The organism is Ruegeria sp. HKCCA0235A (assembly GCF_013033235.1).
GTDB lineage: Bacteria > Pseudomonadota > Alphaproteobacteria > Rhodobacterales > Rhodobacteraceae > Ruegeria.
Genome location: NZ_WQDQ01000023.1, coordinates 1 through 15,211 on the forward strand (window position 1 = coordinate 1; position 15,211 = coordinate 15,211).

16 protein-coding genes and 1 tRNA gene are annotated in these 15,211 nt (G+C 58.3%); 6 read left to right on the forward strand and 11 right to left on the reverse strand.

The window, feature by feature from the left end; all coding sequences use genetic code 11:
• Positions 1-233: 233 nt before the first annotated feature.
• Positions 234-309, reverse strand: a tRNA-Val gene (locus tag GOW56_RS21415).
• Between the two features lie 294 nt (positions 310-603).
• Here GOW56_RS21415 and modA point away from each other — a divergent pair.
• From modA to modC, 3 genes are read left to right on the forward strand one after another with little or no spacing between them, the layout of a single operon-like run.
• Positions 604-1,383, forward strand: coding sequence for a molybdate ABC transporter substrate-binding protein (gene modA, locus GOW56_RS21420; protein WP_254447281.1), 780 nt, complete (start codon positions 604-606; stop codon positions 1,381-1,383).
• 5 nt (positions 1,384-1,388) lie between these two features.
• The gene (gene modB, locus GOW56_RS21425) at positions 1,389-2,081 is read left to right on the forward strand and encodes a molybdate ABC transporter permease subunit (protein ID WP_171207133.1); all 693 of its coding nucleotides are present in this window, start codon (positions 1,389-1,391) and stop codon (positions 2,079-2,081) included.
• Positions 2,078-3,178, forward strand: coding sequence for a molybdenum ABC transporter ATP-binding protein (gene modC / locus GOW56_RS21430; protein WP_171207134.1), 1,101 nt, complete (start codon positions 2,078-2,080; stop codon positions 3,176-3,178). Before modB ends, modC begins: the two co-directional genes overlap by 4 nt.
• On the opposite strand, the gene GOW56_RS21435 is transcribed toward modC, so the two are convergent.
• The gene (locus tag GOW56_RS21435; RefSeq protein ID WP_171207135.1) at positions 3,175-4,107 is read right to left on the reverse strand and encodes a Hint domain-containing protein; all 933 of its coding nucleotides are present in this window, start codon (positions 4,105-4,107) and stop codon (positions 3,175-3,177) included. The genes modC and GOW56_RS21435 overlap by 4 nt on opposite strands.
• Complete coding sequence (locus GOW56_RS21440) at positions 4,108-4,620, reverse strand: toxin-activating lysine-acyltransferase (RefSeq protein ID WP_171207136.1); 513 nt, start codon at positions 4,618-4,620, stop codon at positions 4,108-4,110.
• Positions 4,621-4,805: 185 nt separating this feature from the next.
• Here GOW56_RS21440 and GOW56_RS21445 point away from each other — a divergent pair, with 185 nt between their 5' ends.
• A complete protein-coding gene (locus GOW56_RS21445; RefSeq protein WP_152456982.1) occupies positions 4,806-5,213 on the forward strand; it encodes a hypothetical protein in 408 nt (135 codons plus the stop codon).
• A gap of 3 nt (positions 5,214-5,216) precedes the next feature.
• Here GOW56_RS21445 and hemF read toward each other — a convergent pair whose 3' ends face one another.
• Genes hemF through clpS form a run of 4 tightly spaced genes read right to left on the reverse strand, consistent with a single transcriptional unit; the run spans position 5,217 to position 8,293 of the window.
• Positions 5,217-6,101 (reverse strand): oxygen-dependent coproporphyrinogen oxidase, encoded by an 885-nt coding sequence (gene hemF, locus GOW56_RS21450; protein ID WP_171207137.1) that lies wholly within the window; start codon positions 6,099-6,101, stop codon positions 5,217-5,219.
• A gap of 5 nt (positions 6,102-6,106) precedes the next feature.
• Complete coding sequence (locus GOW56_RS21455; protein WP_171172745.1) at positions 6,107-6,907, reverse strand: SDR family NAD(P)-dependent oxidoreductase; 801 nt, start codon at positions 6,905-6,907, stop codon at positions 6,107-6,109.
• 36 nt (positions 6,908-6,943) lie between these two features.
• Positions 6,944-7,909 carry a class I SAM-dependent methyltransferase gene (locus GOW56_RS21460; protein ID WP_171207138.1) on the reverse strand — a complete coding sequence of 322 codons (966 nt, stop codon included), beginning with the start codon at positions 7,907-7,909 and terminating at the stop codon, positions 6,944-6,946.
• 42 nt (positions 7,910-7,951) lie between these two features.
• On the reverse strand, positions 7,952-8,293 hold the full coding sequence (gene clpS / locus GOW56_RS21465) for an ATP-dependent Clp protease adapter ClpS (protein WP_152456986.1): 342 nt from the start codon (positions 8,291-8,293) through the stop codon (positions 7,952-7,954).
• Between the two features lie 93 nt (positions 8,294-8,386).
• Here clpS and GOW56_RS21470 point away from each other — a divergent pair, with 93 nt between their 5' ends.
• Both GOW56_RS21470 and GOW56_RS21475 read left to right on the forward strand, forming a co-directional pair.
• Complete coding sequence (locus tag GOW56_RS21470; protein ID WP_171172743.1) at positions 8,387-9,088, forward strand: HAD family hydrolase; 702 nt, start codon at positions 8,387-8,389, stop codon at positions 9,086-9,088.
• 278 nt (positions 9,089-9,366) lie between these two features.
• Positions 9,367-10,761: a D-alanyl-D-alanine carboxypeptidase family protein gene (locus GOW56_RS21475; RefSeq protein WP_171207139.1), complete on the forward strand. Its 1,395-nt coding sequence runs from the start codon at positions 9,367-9,369 to the stop codon at positions 10,759-10,761.
• Positions 10,762-10,818: 57 nt separating this feature from the next.
• Here the strand turns inward: GOW56_RS21475 and GOW56_RS21480 are convergent, their stop codons facing one another.
• From GOW56_RS21480 to GOW56_RS21495, 4 genes are all read right to left on the reverse strand, one after another.
• Positions 10,819-12,066 (reverse strand): hypothetical protein, encoded by a 1,248-nt coding sequence (locus tag GOW56_RS21480; protein ID WP_171207140.1) that lies wholly within the window; start codon positions 12,064-12,066, stop codon positions 10,819-10,821.
• 149 nt (positions 12,067-12,215) lie between these two features.
• A complete protein-coding gene (locus GOW56_RS21485) occupies positions 12,216-12,977 on the reverse strand; it encodes a LamB/YcsF family protein (RefSeq protein ID WP_171207141.1) in 762 nt (253 codons plus the stop codon).
• A gap of 12 nt (positions 12,978-12,989) precedes the next feature.
• Positions 12,990-13,988 carry a biotin-dependent carboxyltransferase family protein gene (locus GOW56_RS21490; RefSeq protein WP_171207142.1) on the reverse strand — a complete coding sequence of 333 codons (999 nt, stop codon included), beginning with the start codon at positions 13,986-13,988 and terminating at the stop codon, positions 12,990-12,992.
• Entirely contained in the window at positions 13,985-14,734 is a 750-nt protein-coding gene (locus GOW56_RS21495) for an allophanate hydrolase subunit 1 (protein WP_171207143.1), read from the reverse strand. Before GOW56_RS21495 ends, GOW56_RS21490 begins: the two co-directional genes overlap by 4 nt.
• Positions 14,735-15,211: the final 477 nt, after the last annotated feature.

The following is a 15,211-nucleotide window of genomic DNA, read 5'->3' on the forward strand; positions in this document are numbered from 1 at the left end:
ATGACCGTTGTTCCAAGGTCTTCCTATCAGCCATCGCACTCGTAGCAAACCTCATCTACTGGTTATGGGTCCTGACCCCAGGTCGTTTTACGATTGTTGCCATTGCCCAAATCTCCTGTGTTGGAGATATCTTTTCCGTTCAAGTGCAGCGGAGGCGCAGCGGACACAGTTTCATGCGCAGCATAGCAAGAGGTGCTAGTCGCGTAAGACCTTGATACACTGCGGGGAAAGGATGGTGGGTGATGAGAGACTCGAACTCCCGACATCTTCGGTGTAAACGAAGCGCTCTACCAACTGAGCTAATCACCCGTGATGCTGCATTTAGCCAAGCCTGCGGGCAGGTGCAAGAGGGTCTGGAAGATTTTCTTGCGTTCCGTCTTCGGCGGCCGTCCAACGGGGCATCTTGTCAGCCGTAGGCCGAACAGGCGGGCGCTCGGGGCGCCTCTCGGGCTGGAAGGTGGGCAGCACATTTTAAGACGGATCGATGGAAAACGCCTTGCTCAACCTGCGACCCATCATGTGTAAATGGCCAAAGGCGCTTGCGCGCCACCGGTGGCGTCCGATATCCCCGGAGAGACTGAAGCAAACCGGTCGGGAGTGTACATGACCCTATCCTTCGCCCGCCGATTTTGGATGGTGGCATTGGTCCTTGGCATGACGGCGTTGGCCCCGATCCGGGCCGGTGCAGAAGGCATTCTGGTCTTTGCAGCGGCCAGCCTCAAGACCGCATTGGACGAAATCGTTGCCGGGTACGAAAACCAAACCGGTCAGAGCGTTTCCGTTTCCTATGCGGCGTCGTCGGTCTTGGCCCGGCAGATTCAGCAAGGTGCGCCTGCGGATGTGTTTGTCTCGGCCAATACGGATTGGATGGATGTGTTGGAGCAGGACGGATTGATCCGGGCAGACACTCGGGTTGATCTGCTGGGCAACGGCCTGGTTCTGATCGGGGCTGAAGATCATGCGCAAGTGGGTGAAATCCAGCCCGGATATGACCTTAAGGCGGACTTGAAAGACGGCTATCTGGCCATGGCACTGGTCGACGCGGTGCCTGCCGGTATCTATGGCAAAGTTGCATTGCAAAGTCTGAACCAGTGGGAGGCTGTGCGGTCTCAGGTGGCGCAGGCCGACAATGTGCGCGCTGCGCTGGCTCTGGTGGCGGCCGGGGCCGCGCCGCTTGGGATCGTGTACCAATCAGATGCCAGGGTGGAAGAAAGGGTCCGGGTCGTTGGGACGTTCCCTGCCGATCTGCATCCACCGATAATTTACCCCACGGCACTGACCCTCGATGCAAAAGAAGGAGCACACGCCTTTCTTGAACACCTGAAAACGGATGCAGCCACGGCTGTATTTCTGGAGCAGGGATTTACCCTGCCGGTCAGGTGATTGCCTTGGATTGGTTGGGGCCTGCCGAAGTAGAAGCATTGAAGCTTTCATTGCGCGTGTCCTTCTGGGCGACGCTGGCGACTTTGCCGTTTGGTATTTTTGTCGCTTATGCTCTGGCGCGTTGGCGGTTTCCCGGACGACAGGTTTTGAACGGTCTGGTGCATTTGCCTTTGATCCTGCCGCCGGTTGTCACCGGATACCTGCTGTTGCTGACCTTCGGCATTCAAGGGCCGCTGGGCCGGCTTTTGGCCGAGTTCGGGATCGTAGTGGCCTTTCGCTGGACAGGCGCGGCCCTTGCCGCCGGGATCATGGCCTTCCCTTTGATGGTCCGGGCGATACGTTTGTCGATCGAAGCGGTGGACCCGAAGCTGGAACAGGCAGGGGCAACTCTGGGCGCGTCGCGTCCGATGGTGTTTTGTACGGTGACCTTGCCGATGATTTTACCGGGTGTCATAGCCGGGGCTATTCTGGCCTTCGCCAAGGCCATGGGTGAATTTGGTGCGACGATTACCTTCGTTTCCAACATCCCAGGTAAGACGCAGACGTTGCCTTCGGCTGTCTACGCCTTTTTGCAGGTCCCGGGCGGCGAGGCGGCCGCGACGCGGCTGGTTCTGATCTCGATCGTCGTCGCAATGAGCGCGTTATTGCTGTCGGAGTATGTGGGGCGGCGTGCCGCGGCGCGGGTGGCCGGATCATGAGCCTGTCTGTTCGATTGCACCACCATCTGTCGGGGATCGATCTGGACGTCAGTTTTGATGCGCCGCCGGGCGTGACGGTGCTGTTCGGGCGCTCGGGATCGGGCAAGACCACCATCGTCAATGCCGTGGCAGGGTTGTTGCGGCCCCAGGCGGGCCGGGTGGCGGTAGATGACTGGGTTCTGTTCGACACGGAACAGGGCCTGTGGCTGCCGCCGCATCGGCGCCGATTGGGGTATGTTTTTCAGGAAGGGCGGTTGTTCCCCCATCTGACCGTGCGCCAGAACCTTGCCTATGGGCGTTGGTTTGCGCCGAAAAACACACGTCGCGAAGACCCCGACAAAGTCATCGACATGCTGGGCATCGGCCATCTGTTGGACCGCAGACCTGCCGGGTTGTCAGGCGGTGAGAAACAGCGCGTCGCCATCGGGCGGGCCTTGTTGGCAAGCCCGCGATTGATCCTTGCAGATGAACCGCTGGCAGCACTGGATGATGGGCGAAAAGCGGAAATCCTGCCCTATTTCGAGCGTCTCAGGGACGAGGTCTCGGTTCCGATCCTCTATGTGACGCACTCTGCCGCTGAAGTGGCCCGGCTGGCTACATCCGTTGTTGCGTTGCAGGATGGCAAGGCCGTTCGCCACGGGCCCGCATCCGAAATGCTTGCCGACCCGTCAGTGGCTCCTGCGGGAATTCGCGCCGTCGGGGCCGTGTTGCAAGTTCAGGTTGCAAAGCATCATTCCGACGGGCTGACGGAGTTGAACGCCAATGGCGCGCGGCTCTTTCTGCCTCGTATCGCGCATGAGGTCGGGGCAAACTTGCGGATTCGGATACCCGCCCAGGAAGTGATCCTGTCGAACAACAAACCCGAGGGGCTTTCGGCGCTGAACGTGCTGGCCGGGACCGTGGACTCGATCCGGTCGGGCGAGGGGCCGGGTGCCATCGTGTCGGTAAAGACCCCGGCGGGCAATGTGCTTGCGCGGGTTACGCGTCGATCTGTTGCGGCCCTGAACCTGAAACCAGGCAGCACATGTTATGCCGTGATCAAGACGGTTGCATTGGCCCCGCAGGATGTCGGCGGGCGCATTGTGGCCGGCAGCTAGTCGCAGGCGAGGGCGCGGGCTTCGTGTTCGCGCAGTATCAGACGAGCCGCGCGCCCGAACCCGGTGTGACCCGAGGTCGGTCTGTCGGGGAATATCGAAGCCAGTTCCCGCAATGCCTCAGAGGACAGCGAATAAAGGGCCTCTTCCCCCAGAAACAGGCTTTCGGCCTGCGCGCCCTCGGCGTTCAGGATCTCATGCCGGTCCAGCAGGACGTGAAGATATTCGACGGTTTGAACCGATGTATCGATGCCGATGCCGGGCCATCCGCACAGGTGTTTGGCGGCAACCAGGGCTTCGGATGCGCCGAAAAGCAGCTCGACTTTCGGGCCTTTGACCAGGATCCTGTGCTGCTGCGATACCAGAAGGTCCCGTGAGGGTTCGTTTGGCCCCAGACTGCCCGCCGAGATACGAACGGGGCGCAAAGCAGGTTCATCGCATAATCGTTCGGGTGGAATCCTGCTGCTTTCGATCCAGCGGATAGGTTGCAGACCGTGATCGGCAGTGGCCACCATATGACCCGCGTCCAGCGTTTCGATCGCAAGCGGGCCGCTTTCAGTTTCGATCAGGGTTCCGGCCGCAAAACAGACGCCCTCGATCCGGATGACCACTTCCACCGGGTCCGGTGTGCCGGTGAATGGAAGGGTGAATGGGCCGGCTTGGGTTGTACCCGAGACGCTGATGAAGAAAGAATCGAAGACGACTTCGCCTTTGTCGAGGCCATCGAAAAATGTCGGGTCGACGGTATAGGTCCACTCTCCTGTGTTCGGGTCGATCGAGGCGGTGCCGTTGGCGGGCTGTGCCGCAATCGTCCAGGTTTGCGTGACCGGATTGAAGTTTCCATTGTCCAGAGTGGGTTGCCCCGTCTCAACGTTGGGTGGAAAACCAGTCACATCCCCGGTCAGTTCGCCTGTGATCGGAACTGAAACCAATTAACCCTCGCCTTGCTGCAGCACGCGTTCAAATTCCTTCTTGCGATACAGGCGCATGTGAACCTCGCCCGCTTCATCCCGCGTCCATTCGACGATGCGAATGCGTGTCATGTCACTGTCCATCCGGTTTGTGCGCACACGCGGGTGCGGGATTTCCTGCTTGAGGATATCAACAATTTGGCTGGTCTGTCCAAACGGAGCCACAAGATCAATGATCCAGAAGGATGATCCGCTGGTGAAGTCCGTGTCGGAAAGGGGTTTTTCTTTCACCGCATAACGGAATTCGGCTTCGGGGCTGAGCCCGGCGAAGGTGACAAAACCACGGGGGAATCCGTGCTGTCGGAAGATATGGTACTGGCCCAGGCGAAACGGAGTTTCGAACGCGTACAAAACCTGTGCCAGACTGCGTTTCTGATGTGTTTTCGTCAAACCCGCCAGATAGAACATAGCGCCCAGATCCGCGTATTTTTCCGGCGTGAAATCGAACCAGTCTTTTGGAAACGTCTTGCTCAAAGAGATGCCCAACAGTGTAACGGGAACCAAAAGTCTACAGCGAGTGTACTGCTTTCCTGCAATATGGGTAGAATAAATTCTTTGATGTGGTCAGTGTTGCCGGCTCGTTGGCCTGTCCTGCTTTACTCGCAGGTCGTCCCGACTATGCTATTGGTATCGGACCCTTGTTTCGGGATACCTGGATTATGCGTTCATTCAAGACTTTGGCTGCTGCCGTGCTTTTGTCGATACCTGCGATGGCCGAGGCTGTCGGGTTCGGCCTGTCCGTTCGGCCGCAATTTCGCACGGAAATCACGCCGATGCCGGACGGTGTCTACGAGGTCAAGGCCATCGGATCCTCAGCGCCCGTGAATTATTGGTGTGGAATTGGGGATTACGCGATCCGTAGTCTGGGCGTGCCAAACAACCAACGGATCTATATCTGGCGCGCCTATGAACCCGGCGTCCGGACCGTGCAATTCTCTCTGACCCCGCCTCCGGGGGCGGATACCAAGCCAGGATATTCCATCACCGTCAGGAAAGTCGGGGCCAACATGTCGGCGTCGTCGGCGCAGAACTACTGCTATGACAACTTCATCATGGACACGTTCTGAGGGTCAGATCCATTTCGCCAGTGGTGGCAGGCTCATCAGAACCGCGTCCGGATCATGTCCGGTTTCCAGCCCGAACTTGGTGCCGCGGTCATAGACCAGATTGTATTCCGCATACAGACCGCGATGCACCAGCTGGGTGTCTTTGTCGGCGTCCAAGAAACCCTGTACGCGCCGTTTTTCGACCAATGGCACGAAAGCGGGCAGGAAAGCCCGACCGATATCCTGCGTCAGGGCGAAATCGGCCTGCCAGTCTCCGGTGCAATAATCATCCACGAAAATACCGCCTACGCCGCGTGCGCGTTTGCGGTGGGGAATATAGAAATATTCGTCCGCCCACTCTTTCAGGCGTGGATAATGTCCGGGTCCATGCGGGTCCAGATGAGCCTTTTGGGTATCATGGAAATGCGCCGTATCGTCATCATATTCGATGCAGGGGTTCAGATCCGATCCGCCGCCAAACCACCAGGCGTGCGGGGTCCAGAACATCCGTGTGTTCATATGCACCGCCGGGACATGCGGGTTCTGCATATGCGCCACGAGGCTGATCCCCGAGGCCCAGAAACGCGGGTCTTCGGTCATCCCGGGAATGCCTTTGCGTGCTGCCATCGCCTGTTGTGCACGCTCGCCCAGGGTCCCGTAAACTGTCGAGACATTGACCCCGACCTTTTCAAACACTCGCCCGCCGCGCATCACGGACATCAGACCGCCCCCTGCGTCAGAGCCGTCCTCGGACTGGCGTTTGGTTTCCTTGACTTCAAAGCGGCCGGGCTTTGCGTCGGAAAACGGGCCTGTGTCGTGGCTGTCCTCCAATGCTTCGAATGCGGCAACGATGTCGTCGCGCAATTGGCGAAACCAGGCAGAGGCGGAGTTTTTTTCTGTTTCGAACATGGGTCTCAATGCGCAGGTGCGGCAACGGGGTCAAGCAATGTGCGGCCGCCATCGATTGTCAGGATCTGGCCGGTGATGAATCCGGCTGCATCCGATGCCAGATACTGCGCGGTTTCCGTCAATTCAGTGGCCGACGCGATACGGGCAAGCGGTGTGTGCTTTTCGATATCGTCGCGGAATTCTCGGTTCTCTCTCAGCGTCGATTGCAGTGATGCACTCATGACCGAGCCGAGCGCAATCGAATTGACCCGGATGCGGTTCGGCGCCAACGCCACGGCCAGTGAACGTGTCATCTGGTCCAGCGCGGCGGTCGACACGGAATAGGCCATCAGGTCGGGATGCGTGCGGCGGGCCGCGATGGATGACAGGTTGATGATCGACCCGGCAGGATTTTCATCGTCATCCCCGGCCTGTTTGATCATACGCTTTGCGACCAACTGGCTGAGCCGCAGCGCAGGCATCAGGTTCTGATTCAGCAAGGTACGCATCGAGTCGTCATCGGGATCAAGCGGATCAGACTGGATCACCTGGCGCGCGCCGTTGATCAGAATATCCACCTGATCAAACGCATCCAGTGTTGCCGACAGCAAATTGGCAATGGTCAGCTTTTCGCGCAGGTCGCCTGCGAAATAACGAATATTGCCGTCTTCTGCCTGTTCCCCAAGCTCATCGATCAGACGTTTTTCATCTATATCGGCGAACATGACATTTGCGCCCGCGTCCGCGAAATGCCGACCTATGGCCAGCCCGATGCCATTGGCCCCGCCTGTAACGATTGCTGTCTTGCCTGCGATGGAAAAGGACATCCGAATCCTCCTGAATTGGGGGCAGGTTAGCTGGCCTTATCGCCGAGGGCGAGAGGCCTCAAACACCTTGAACCGGTTGTCGCCAGCGGCTTCATCGACCCGAGCGAAGTGTTCGTTCAGAGTGGTTTCATAGGGAAGGTGGCGATTGGCGACCATCCATAGGGTTCCGTTGCGCGTCAGATTGCGTGCCGCTGCAGTGATGAAGCCCTGCCCCAGCGTGGGGTCGGCACTGCGTGAGGTGTGAAACGGGGGGTTCATTACAACCGTGTCCAATGGCTCTGGCGCAGACCAGGTGACGGCGTCAGCCCAATAAAACCGGGCCTTGGGGTCAGAAGCGTTGATGCGCGCGCAGGCAAGGGCCGTGTGATCTGCTTCGACAAGATGCACGGATTTTAGGTTGCCGCGTTTCAAAAGTTCCGCGCTCAGATACCCCCACCCGGCACCCAGATCGGCCACGCGCGGCCCCAGCTTGGCAGGCAAGGCGTTCAGCAACATGGCCGAAGCGGGATCGATCCCATCCGCTGAAAACACACCCGGTGCCGTGTGGTACCCATCGACGATCTGCGTCTTTGGCGCAGCCCAATCTGCAAAGCTCTGCGGGTCAGCCTGAAACCAGAAGATTTTCCCGTGTGCCTTGGACAGAGGCCCTTCGACCGATACCCTTTTGCGAACATCTTTCAGAATGCTGTCCACGCCATCGGTCTTTGCGCCATCTATCACGACAACGCCGCGGGCTCGTGAGCTGGCCAGATGGATCATCGCCCGAGCCAGCGCCTTGGCCCGTGGCAAAAACACAATTGCATCCTCGCAGCGGTCGTCTGTCTCGGGCACCGTGTCAAAGCCCTGCGCGGCAAAATGGTCGTAAAAAGGTTTGAACGGCTGCACCACCTGCGCCGCATGGGGAAGCGCCGACAGATCATGGGCTGGAACAGGGCAGATCACGCTGAGGGGAGATGACAGCGACAGGCCGTTCTGCAATGCAAGTTCCAGGCGAAGGGACATGGGCAATTCCGGCAAATATGGGTGAGGGTCAGGCGAAAAGCCTTATTCTTCGCGTTCCATGGTGCATTGCAGCGGGTGCTGGTGCCTGCGGGCGAAATCCATAACCTGGCCAACTTTGGTCTCGGCAATTTCATGGCTGAAGACCCCGACGACGGCCACACCTTTCTTATGCACGGTCAGCATGATCTCGAATGCTTCTGCATGGGTCATGCCGAAGAAACGTTCCAGAACATGAACCACGAATTCCATTGGCGTGTAATCGTCGTTCAGCAACAGCACCTTGTACAAAGGCGGACGCTTGGTTTTTGGGCGCGTCTGCACCAGAACGGACGCGTCGCTGTCGTCGTCCGGTTCGTCAGACATCATCCAGGTCTTTTCCAGCATCGTAGGCAACTGTCCGATTCAGTTTTGGGGTTTATCTTCGCGCTTATATAACGTGGGGATGGCCGGTGAAAAGAGCAAGCGGACGTAAACGAGATGACTGACAAGCTGACGACAATCGGTTTCGATGCGGATGATACCCTGTGGCACAATGAGCGCTTTTTTCAGCTGACGCAGGCGCATTTTGCCCAGTTGCTGGCCGATCATGCCGACCAGGATCATCTGATGGAGCGGCTTCTGGCAGCCGAAAAGCGCAACATTCGACACTATGGCTATGGCATCAAGGGCTTTGTTCTGTCGATGATCGAAACCGCTCTCGAGGTCACGGATGACCGTGTGCCGGCCTCGGTCATTCGCCAATTGATCGAAGCCGGGCAAGAGATGCTGGCCTATCCGATCGAGCTGTTGCCCCATGCCCGCGACGCGGTGGAAGGCATGACAGGCTTGTGCCGGGTAGTCTTGATTACCAAAGGGGACCTGATCGACCAGGAACGCAAACTGGCTCAGTCGGGTCTGGGCGATCTGTTCGACGCAGTGGAAATCGTGTCTGAAAAGACCCCCGAAACTTACCGGTCGATATTTGAGCGGCATGGTGATGGCCCGGCGCGCGCGATGATGGTTGGCAATTCCATGCGATCTGACGTTGTGGCTCCGATCCAGGCAGGAAGCTGGGGGGTTCATGTCCCGCACGGCCTTATCTGGGAGGTGGAGCATGCCGAAGCCCCGGTCGACAGTCCCCGATTCCGGGAGTTGAGGGATTTAGGCGGTCTGGCCGATCTGGTGCACAGCCTGAAGTGATGTTGCCTTTTGGCCGCAGTTCCACGAAAACCCTGCCGGGTGTTGACCAAGTTCTGCCTCAATCGCGCATCTGGTGGGCTCAGGGCAGTATTTGTCTAGATATAGCCTAGTTCGGGCAACCTAACGAAACCGCGAAATGCTCAGCTTTCGGTTTATTTCACCAAGTCTCTGTGATAGAGTTTACGATAATAAAATAATTTTGCTGACCGGGAAAACCCGGCGGCGCGAGGCAGACAGAGGCAAAAATCGTGCAGATTCGGCGGACAGTTCCGGCCCGAATGGGCTTTTTTCTCATAATGTTGCTGTGTGTGCTGGCGTTTGCGCCGCTCAGGTCCATGGCGGCACCTTACGCAGCGATGGTGATTGATGCCCGAACCGGAGAGGTTCTGCATTCGCGCAATGCTGACACAAGGCTTCACCCGGCATCGCTGACCAAGATGATGACGCTTTATATCGCGTTCGAAGCGGTGCGGAATGGTGAGATCACGCTGGATACCCCGGTTCGGATCACCAAAAAGGCGGCAGCCGAGCCACCGTCGAAGCTGGGGCTGCGCGCTGGTCAGACAATTGCTTTTCGCTATCTTATCCGCGCGGCCGCTGTGAAATCGGCCAATGATGCCGCCACGGCCATCGGTATTGCCCTCAGCGGATCCGAGGCAGCTTTTGCGCGCCGGATGACGCGAACCGCCAAGGCGATGGGGATGAGCCGCACGACCTTCAAGAACGCCCATGGTTTGACCGAGGCGGGGCATCTTTCGACCGCACGTGACATGACCACGCTGGGTCGGCATCTGCTGTATGACTATCCACAATACTACAACCTGTTCTCACGCCAATCGACCTATGCAGGGATAAAAACAGTTCCCAACACCAACCGTCGCCTGCTGGCAGCCTACAAAGGCGCCGATGGCATCAAAACCGGGTACACCCGAGCGGCTGGGTTCAATCTTGTGGCATCGGCTAAACGCAAGAATGAACGCATCATCGCCACCGTCTTTGGCGGAAAGTCCGGCGCCTCTCGGAATGCCAAGGTTGCCGAGCTTCTGGATTTGGGCTTCCGCCGTGCGCCGTCGCGTGCGCCCATTCGCAAACCTGCGCGACCGGCTTATGCAGGAAATACCGGATTGGGTGCCGGGACGCAGGTCGCCAGCGTGAGCGGGGCGCCAAAATCCAGTTTGCGCCCGGTTCGGCGCCCCTCCGCGTCAACGCAAGTCGCAAGCGCGGTTGCTGTGACAGCTGATGAGAATCGCGACCGCATCACCAGCGCGATCGCGGCTGCCATTGCAGAAGCTGATATCGCACCAACCGCACCGCCTGTAGAAACATCCGACACCCGTCCGGCATTGCGCCCCGAAAATCTGGTTCTGGCTTCGACGGATTCCACCAAACAGCCCGAGCCTGAACAGGAGGTTGTCACTCGGCTGTCTTCGTCAGGTGGGCATCTGTGGGGGGTCAATGTGGGTCGTTATACCACGCGGTATGAGGCCGAGAAGGTTCTGCTGAAAACCGCTTTGTCGGAAATGACCACACTGGAAGGCACGCTGCGCAAGGTCAACCAAAGCGCGCGTGGGTTTGACGCAACCTTTCAGGGCATGACCCGCGAACAGGCGGATCTGGCCTGTCGCCGTTTGCAGGCCCGCAACGTCACATGTTTCATGATCGGGCCATCATAAGGTTCGGCATATTCTCTCCTGAATGGGTCTGGGCTGCGGTACTCCGCAGCCCTTTTTTCAATCGAAAACGTGGCCGTGCTGGTATTGTTCATCCTGTCCGGCGGCGGCTGTCAGGGCGGCGACATTGTCCTTGGTGAAGAACCCATCATATTTGTGGCACCGCTCGATATACTCGGTAATCAGCAGGGTATGCTTGGAGTGTTTCGAGAAGATCTGTTTCAGGTTCGGATCGTCTTTGCACTCACCCACCACATGGGCCAGGAACGGCACACCCTTGTCCTTCAGGGTGGTCACAACGAAATCGACGTTCTTTTCCCCGGCGCCGTGATCGCCATCCTGAATCTCGACGGCCATGTGATGCAGACGACGGCCAAAATTGCGCACGAAATCCTCGGTCGGCATCGGCAGTTTGGCGAAGGAGTTCACGAAGGATGGCGTGTTGTTTGCGGTAAACACCTTGGCCGGAGATTTCTTGTCATCGTCCACATTGCCGTTGCGGTTCACGTTGGTCGATGAGTTCATGTCGAATATGTTGTAAGCGCCCCAGAAATAATAGGGCACCATGGTCAGAAACTCGAGGATCGCATCCTCGCGCTCGCCCGCCAATACCCGCGTCGCAAGATGGTCGATTCCCAGCATCAGAGGGGCGATTTTGCTTTCGGTTCCGAAAGCGGCGGCCTGTTCCAGACGGGCCTGTTCCGTGTCGCTCAGCAACACGCGATCCCCAAGGCCCAGACTATCTGTGTCGTTGAAGTCGTGGGTCGAATACCCGACGCGGTTGCAGGTGAAATCGGACGGGGTGGTGAATCGGAACCCGTCCGACGTGTAGAACGGGTTCTCGGTATCCCCGGGATATTCGAACCGTATGTTCTGATCCTCGAGTGCATGGGTCAGCGCGTTTAGATCACAGGCTGCGAATACCTCGCCCACATAGCGCGTCTGCGGTGTGTTGCGCGCCAGTGGATACATGCGATTGATGCGGGGGATGAAATCTTCAAACCCGGGGCTGAGCGGCGCCATCAGGATCAGCGCGGGATAGTCGGGATGTGAATGCAGAACCGAGAATCTGTGGGTCCGTCCCAAATAGCTGGCGGTGTGCCGATAGGGTGTCATCACGTAAAGCTCGACCATCGTGTCGAACACCGCGTCGGGTTCGACCTGAATGATGATGGCCCGCATCGCGCCGACCTGATCTGCAATGCCCGAGCTTGTCCGGCGTTCGTAAATCTTCGGAAGGTATTCATTGAAGAAATCCGAGTTCTTCTTGTCGCCCCGGGGCTGATAAGACATCAGATCAAATGACATTCCAAGACCTCCTTGCTCTTGCCCGCCAAGGGTCAAGGCATTGTTTGAAATTGTAGTATTCAGAATATGCGTTTGCCCGCCATGCTAGGCGCTGACGCCTGTACGGGCAACAGTCGTGAATTTGGGTTGCCGACGTTAACCCATGATGTTCAGCGGGTGAATTTCGTCACCTCGACACCGCCCCCGATCAGGCTTTCGCGAACAGAACGGGCGATCTGCACCGCCGTTGGTCCGTCACCATGCAGGCAAATTGTGTCGATCGATGTTTCCAGCCGCTTGCCGCTTTCGGTGATGATGGCGCCTTCGCGGACCATGTTCAGGATGCGTGGCCCTGCGACATCCGCGTCATGGATCACCGCGCCTGGCAGGCTGCGGTCAACCAATGTTCCGCCGTCATTGTAGGCGCGGTCGGCAAAAATCTCGCCCACCCATTTGCAGCCCAGCTCGCGCACGGCGTCTTCCTGTTTCGTTACGGCAAGAACCATCACGATGATGTCGGGATCGACGTCCAGCGCGCCCTGATAGCAGGCCCGCGCCATATCGATATCGACCGAACACATATTGGCCAGTGCGCCGTGCAATTTCAGGTGCCGAACTCTGGTGCCAACCGCCTTGGCCATGCCCTTGGCTGCGCCCAACTGATACCGCACCAGATTGCGAAGGGTGTCCTGAGACAGCTTCATGTTCCGGCGGCCAAAGCCTTGCAGGTCGGGAAACCCGGGATGCGCCCCGATGCCGACATCATTCTCGGCCGCCAGCTTCATTGTCGACGCCATTACATCCGGATCACCCGCATGAAAGCCACAGGCAATATTGGCCGAGGTGATGATCTTCAGAAGGCTTTCGTCGTCGCCCATTTTCCATGGGCCAAAGCTTTCCCCCATATCGGCATTCAGATCGACGCTTGGCATCGGCACATCTCCTTAGTCGGTGGCAGAGATCACTCCGCTGATCAATTGGTAGGACAGCAAGTCCGGGATGTCATGCGGGTTACGCACCAACGCTTCGACTTTTGAGGGCAGGCGGGCAAGATCCGCCATGAATGCCGCGTGCAATTCGGTGGCTTGCTCCATGCTGACAAATTCGAACGTGATCGCTCCGCCGGCGGGTGTCTGCGCTGCGCGGGGCATGTCGCAGGGCAAAACGGTCGCGATGCGGGGATACCCTCCTGTGGTCTGGCATTCAGGCAGCAGGATGAACGGATCTCCGGTTCCGGTCATCTGGATGTCGCCCGGGGTAATAACCTCGGACAAGATGTTCAGTTGGCCAGTGGCCGCAAACCCGTCGCCGTCACTGTTCACTTGCATCCCCATCCGGTTGGCGCGTGCGCCACGATGGAATGAGGTGCGCGCAAACCGATCAAGCGTTGCGTCATCAAACAAGGACGTCTGGAAGCTGGCGACGACACGCAGAACGCCGCCCGAGAAGCGTTCGGAAGGGGGCAGTTTCAAACCAGCGTCGCCTGCATCCGCGCCACAGGTCAGCCGGTCGCCCGGCTTCACAGCTCTCCCGATCCGTGCCGTCAGGTGCGCGGATCGAGATCCCAGAAAAACCTCTGAATCGATACCGCCTCCCAAATGAAGATAGCCGTAATTGCCTTGCAGAAGCGCACCGATGACCAGCCGTTGTCCGGGTTCGAGGTGATGCGAGGCATTCCAGGCCACGGGGCTGCCATCAATGCTGGCCTGCATCCGCGCACCGGTCAATGCGATGCGCATGCTCTGTGTGGCCTCGAACGTGCCACCCATTCCGGCCATTTCCAGTGCCGCAAGCTCCGGGCTCTGGCCGAGCAATGCGGCGCCTTCATGAAGGGCCAGTGTATCGACGGCCCCAGACCGGGAAAGGCCTTGGTCCAGATAACCTGTGCGCCCCTGATCCTGGATGGCGCAAGCCGGGCCGATCTGGTGGACGATCAGGCTCATGGCGCAATCTCCTCGCAGGTTGCTCCGCCGGTGCCATCTTCGTTTTTGGCTCTGATATGCTCCAGGTCTTCGCGGGAAACGGGTTCGAATATCAGTTCATCCCCAGGCTTGAGGGCGAATGCCTCGGTCGTCTCGGGCCGGAAACACCGAAATGCCGTTTGCCCGACATGCCGCCACCCGGTTGGCGTCGGCCCGGAAAACAGGACAAACTGCGATATTGCAAGAACCAGAGCGCCTTCGGGGACCATGGGGGTCAGGTTTTGCAGCCGCGGAATGTTGAACTCGGGGGGCAATGGCCCAAGGTAGGGTTGCCCGGGGGCGAACCCTATCGTCAAAACCCGCACGCGGGACTGGCCAAGCCGCCGTATCGCTTCTTCCGGCGCGAGACCGGCAGCAGCAGCGGCATCGTCCAGCTGGGGCGCAAGGTCAGTGCCATAGACCGTCGGAATTCGCCACAGCCTGCGGCCTGTTGGAAGTGGTGTGCTGTACCAGTCCTTTTGGTCGACGAGGTCCTGAAGCTTGTGCAGCATCTGTTGGTGGGTGGTCCGTTGCGTATCGAACCGGACATATGCCGAGGCCAGCGTGGCAGAAGACTCCGTGACCTCTTCCCATTGAAGCCGATCCAGTTCAGATCGAAAGGCCAGCGCCGCTCGGTTCGCTGTCTCAGACATCGTGTCCGCAAATGTGACAAGCGCACCGTCAAATCCGACGGTTCTGACCAGTGGGAACGTAAGGTGACGCGTCATACCTGTCTCGCTGAAGAAGCCGAAAACGAATGTCCGAGACCAGAACCCATCCCGGTGGGATGTTCAAGATAGGTGTTCAGAATGTTGGCGCGCTCAAGGTGGGGTTGGACTCATGTGGGTCGCCCCGGCATGATGCGGTTCGAAATCTGGCCTTTGAAGTTTTCAATGCAGATTCTGGCAGAGTCCCGAGTCGATTCACGGACTTGAGTCGCGCGGCCTTGTGTTCAGTGTTGCTCGATTCCCTATATATAGTAGTGCCATCTTGCGTCTTCTCGGTTGTGTCGTGGCCATCCGATGGAGAGAGCCCCGACAGACACAGGAAGGGTAAGCTTTCCAGTCTTGTAATATATTGGTTTTATTTGATTAAATTGAAATTTTCAAAAAAATGCTCTGCGACGTCATTTTCTGCTTGCGGGATTTGTTTGTTATACTTAGAACCCCCTTCACCGGCGCTGCTGAGGCGGTGCTGACGGGTCG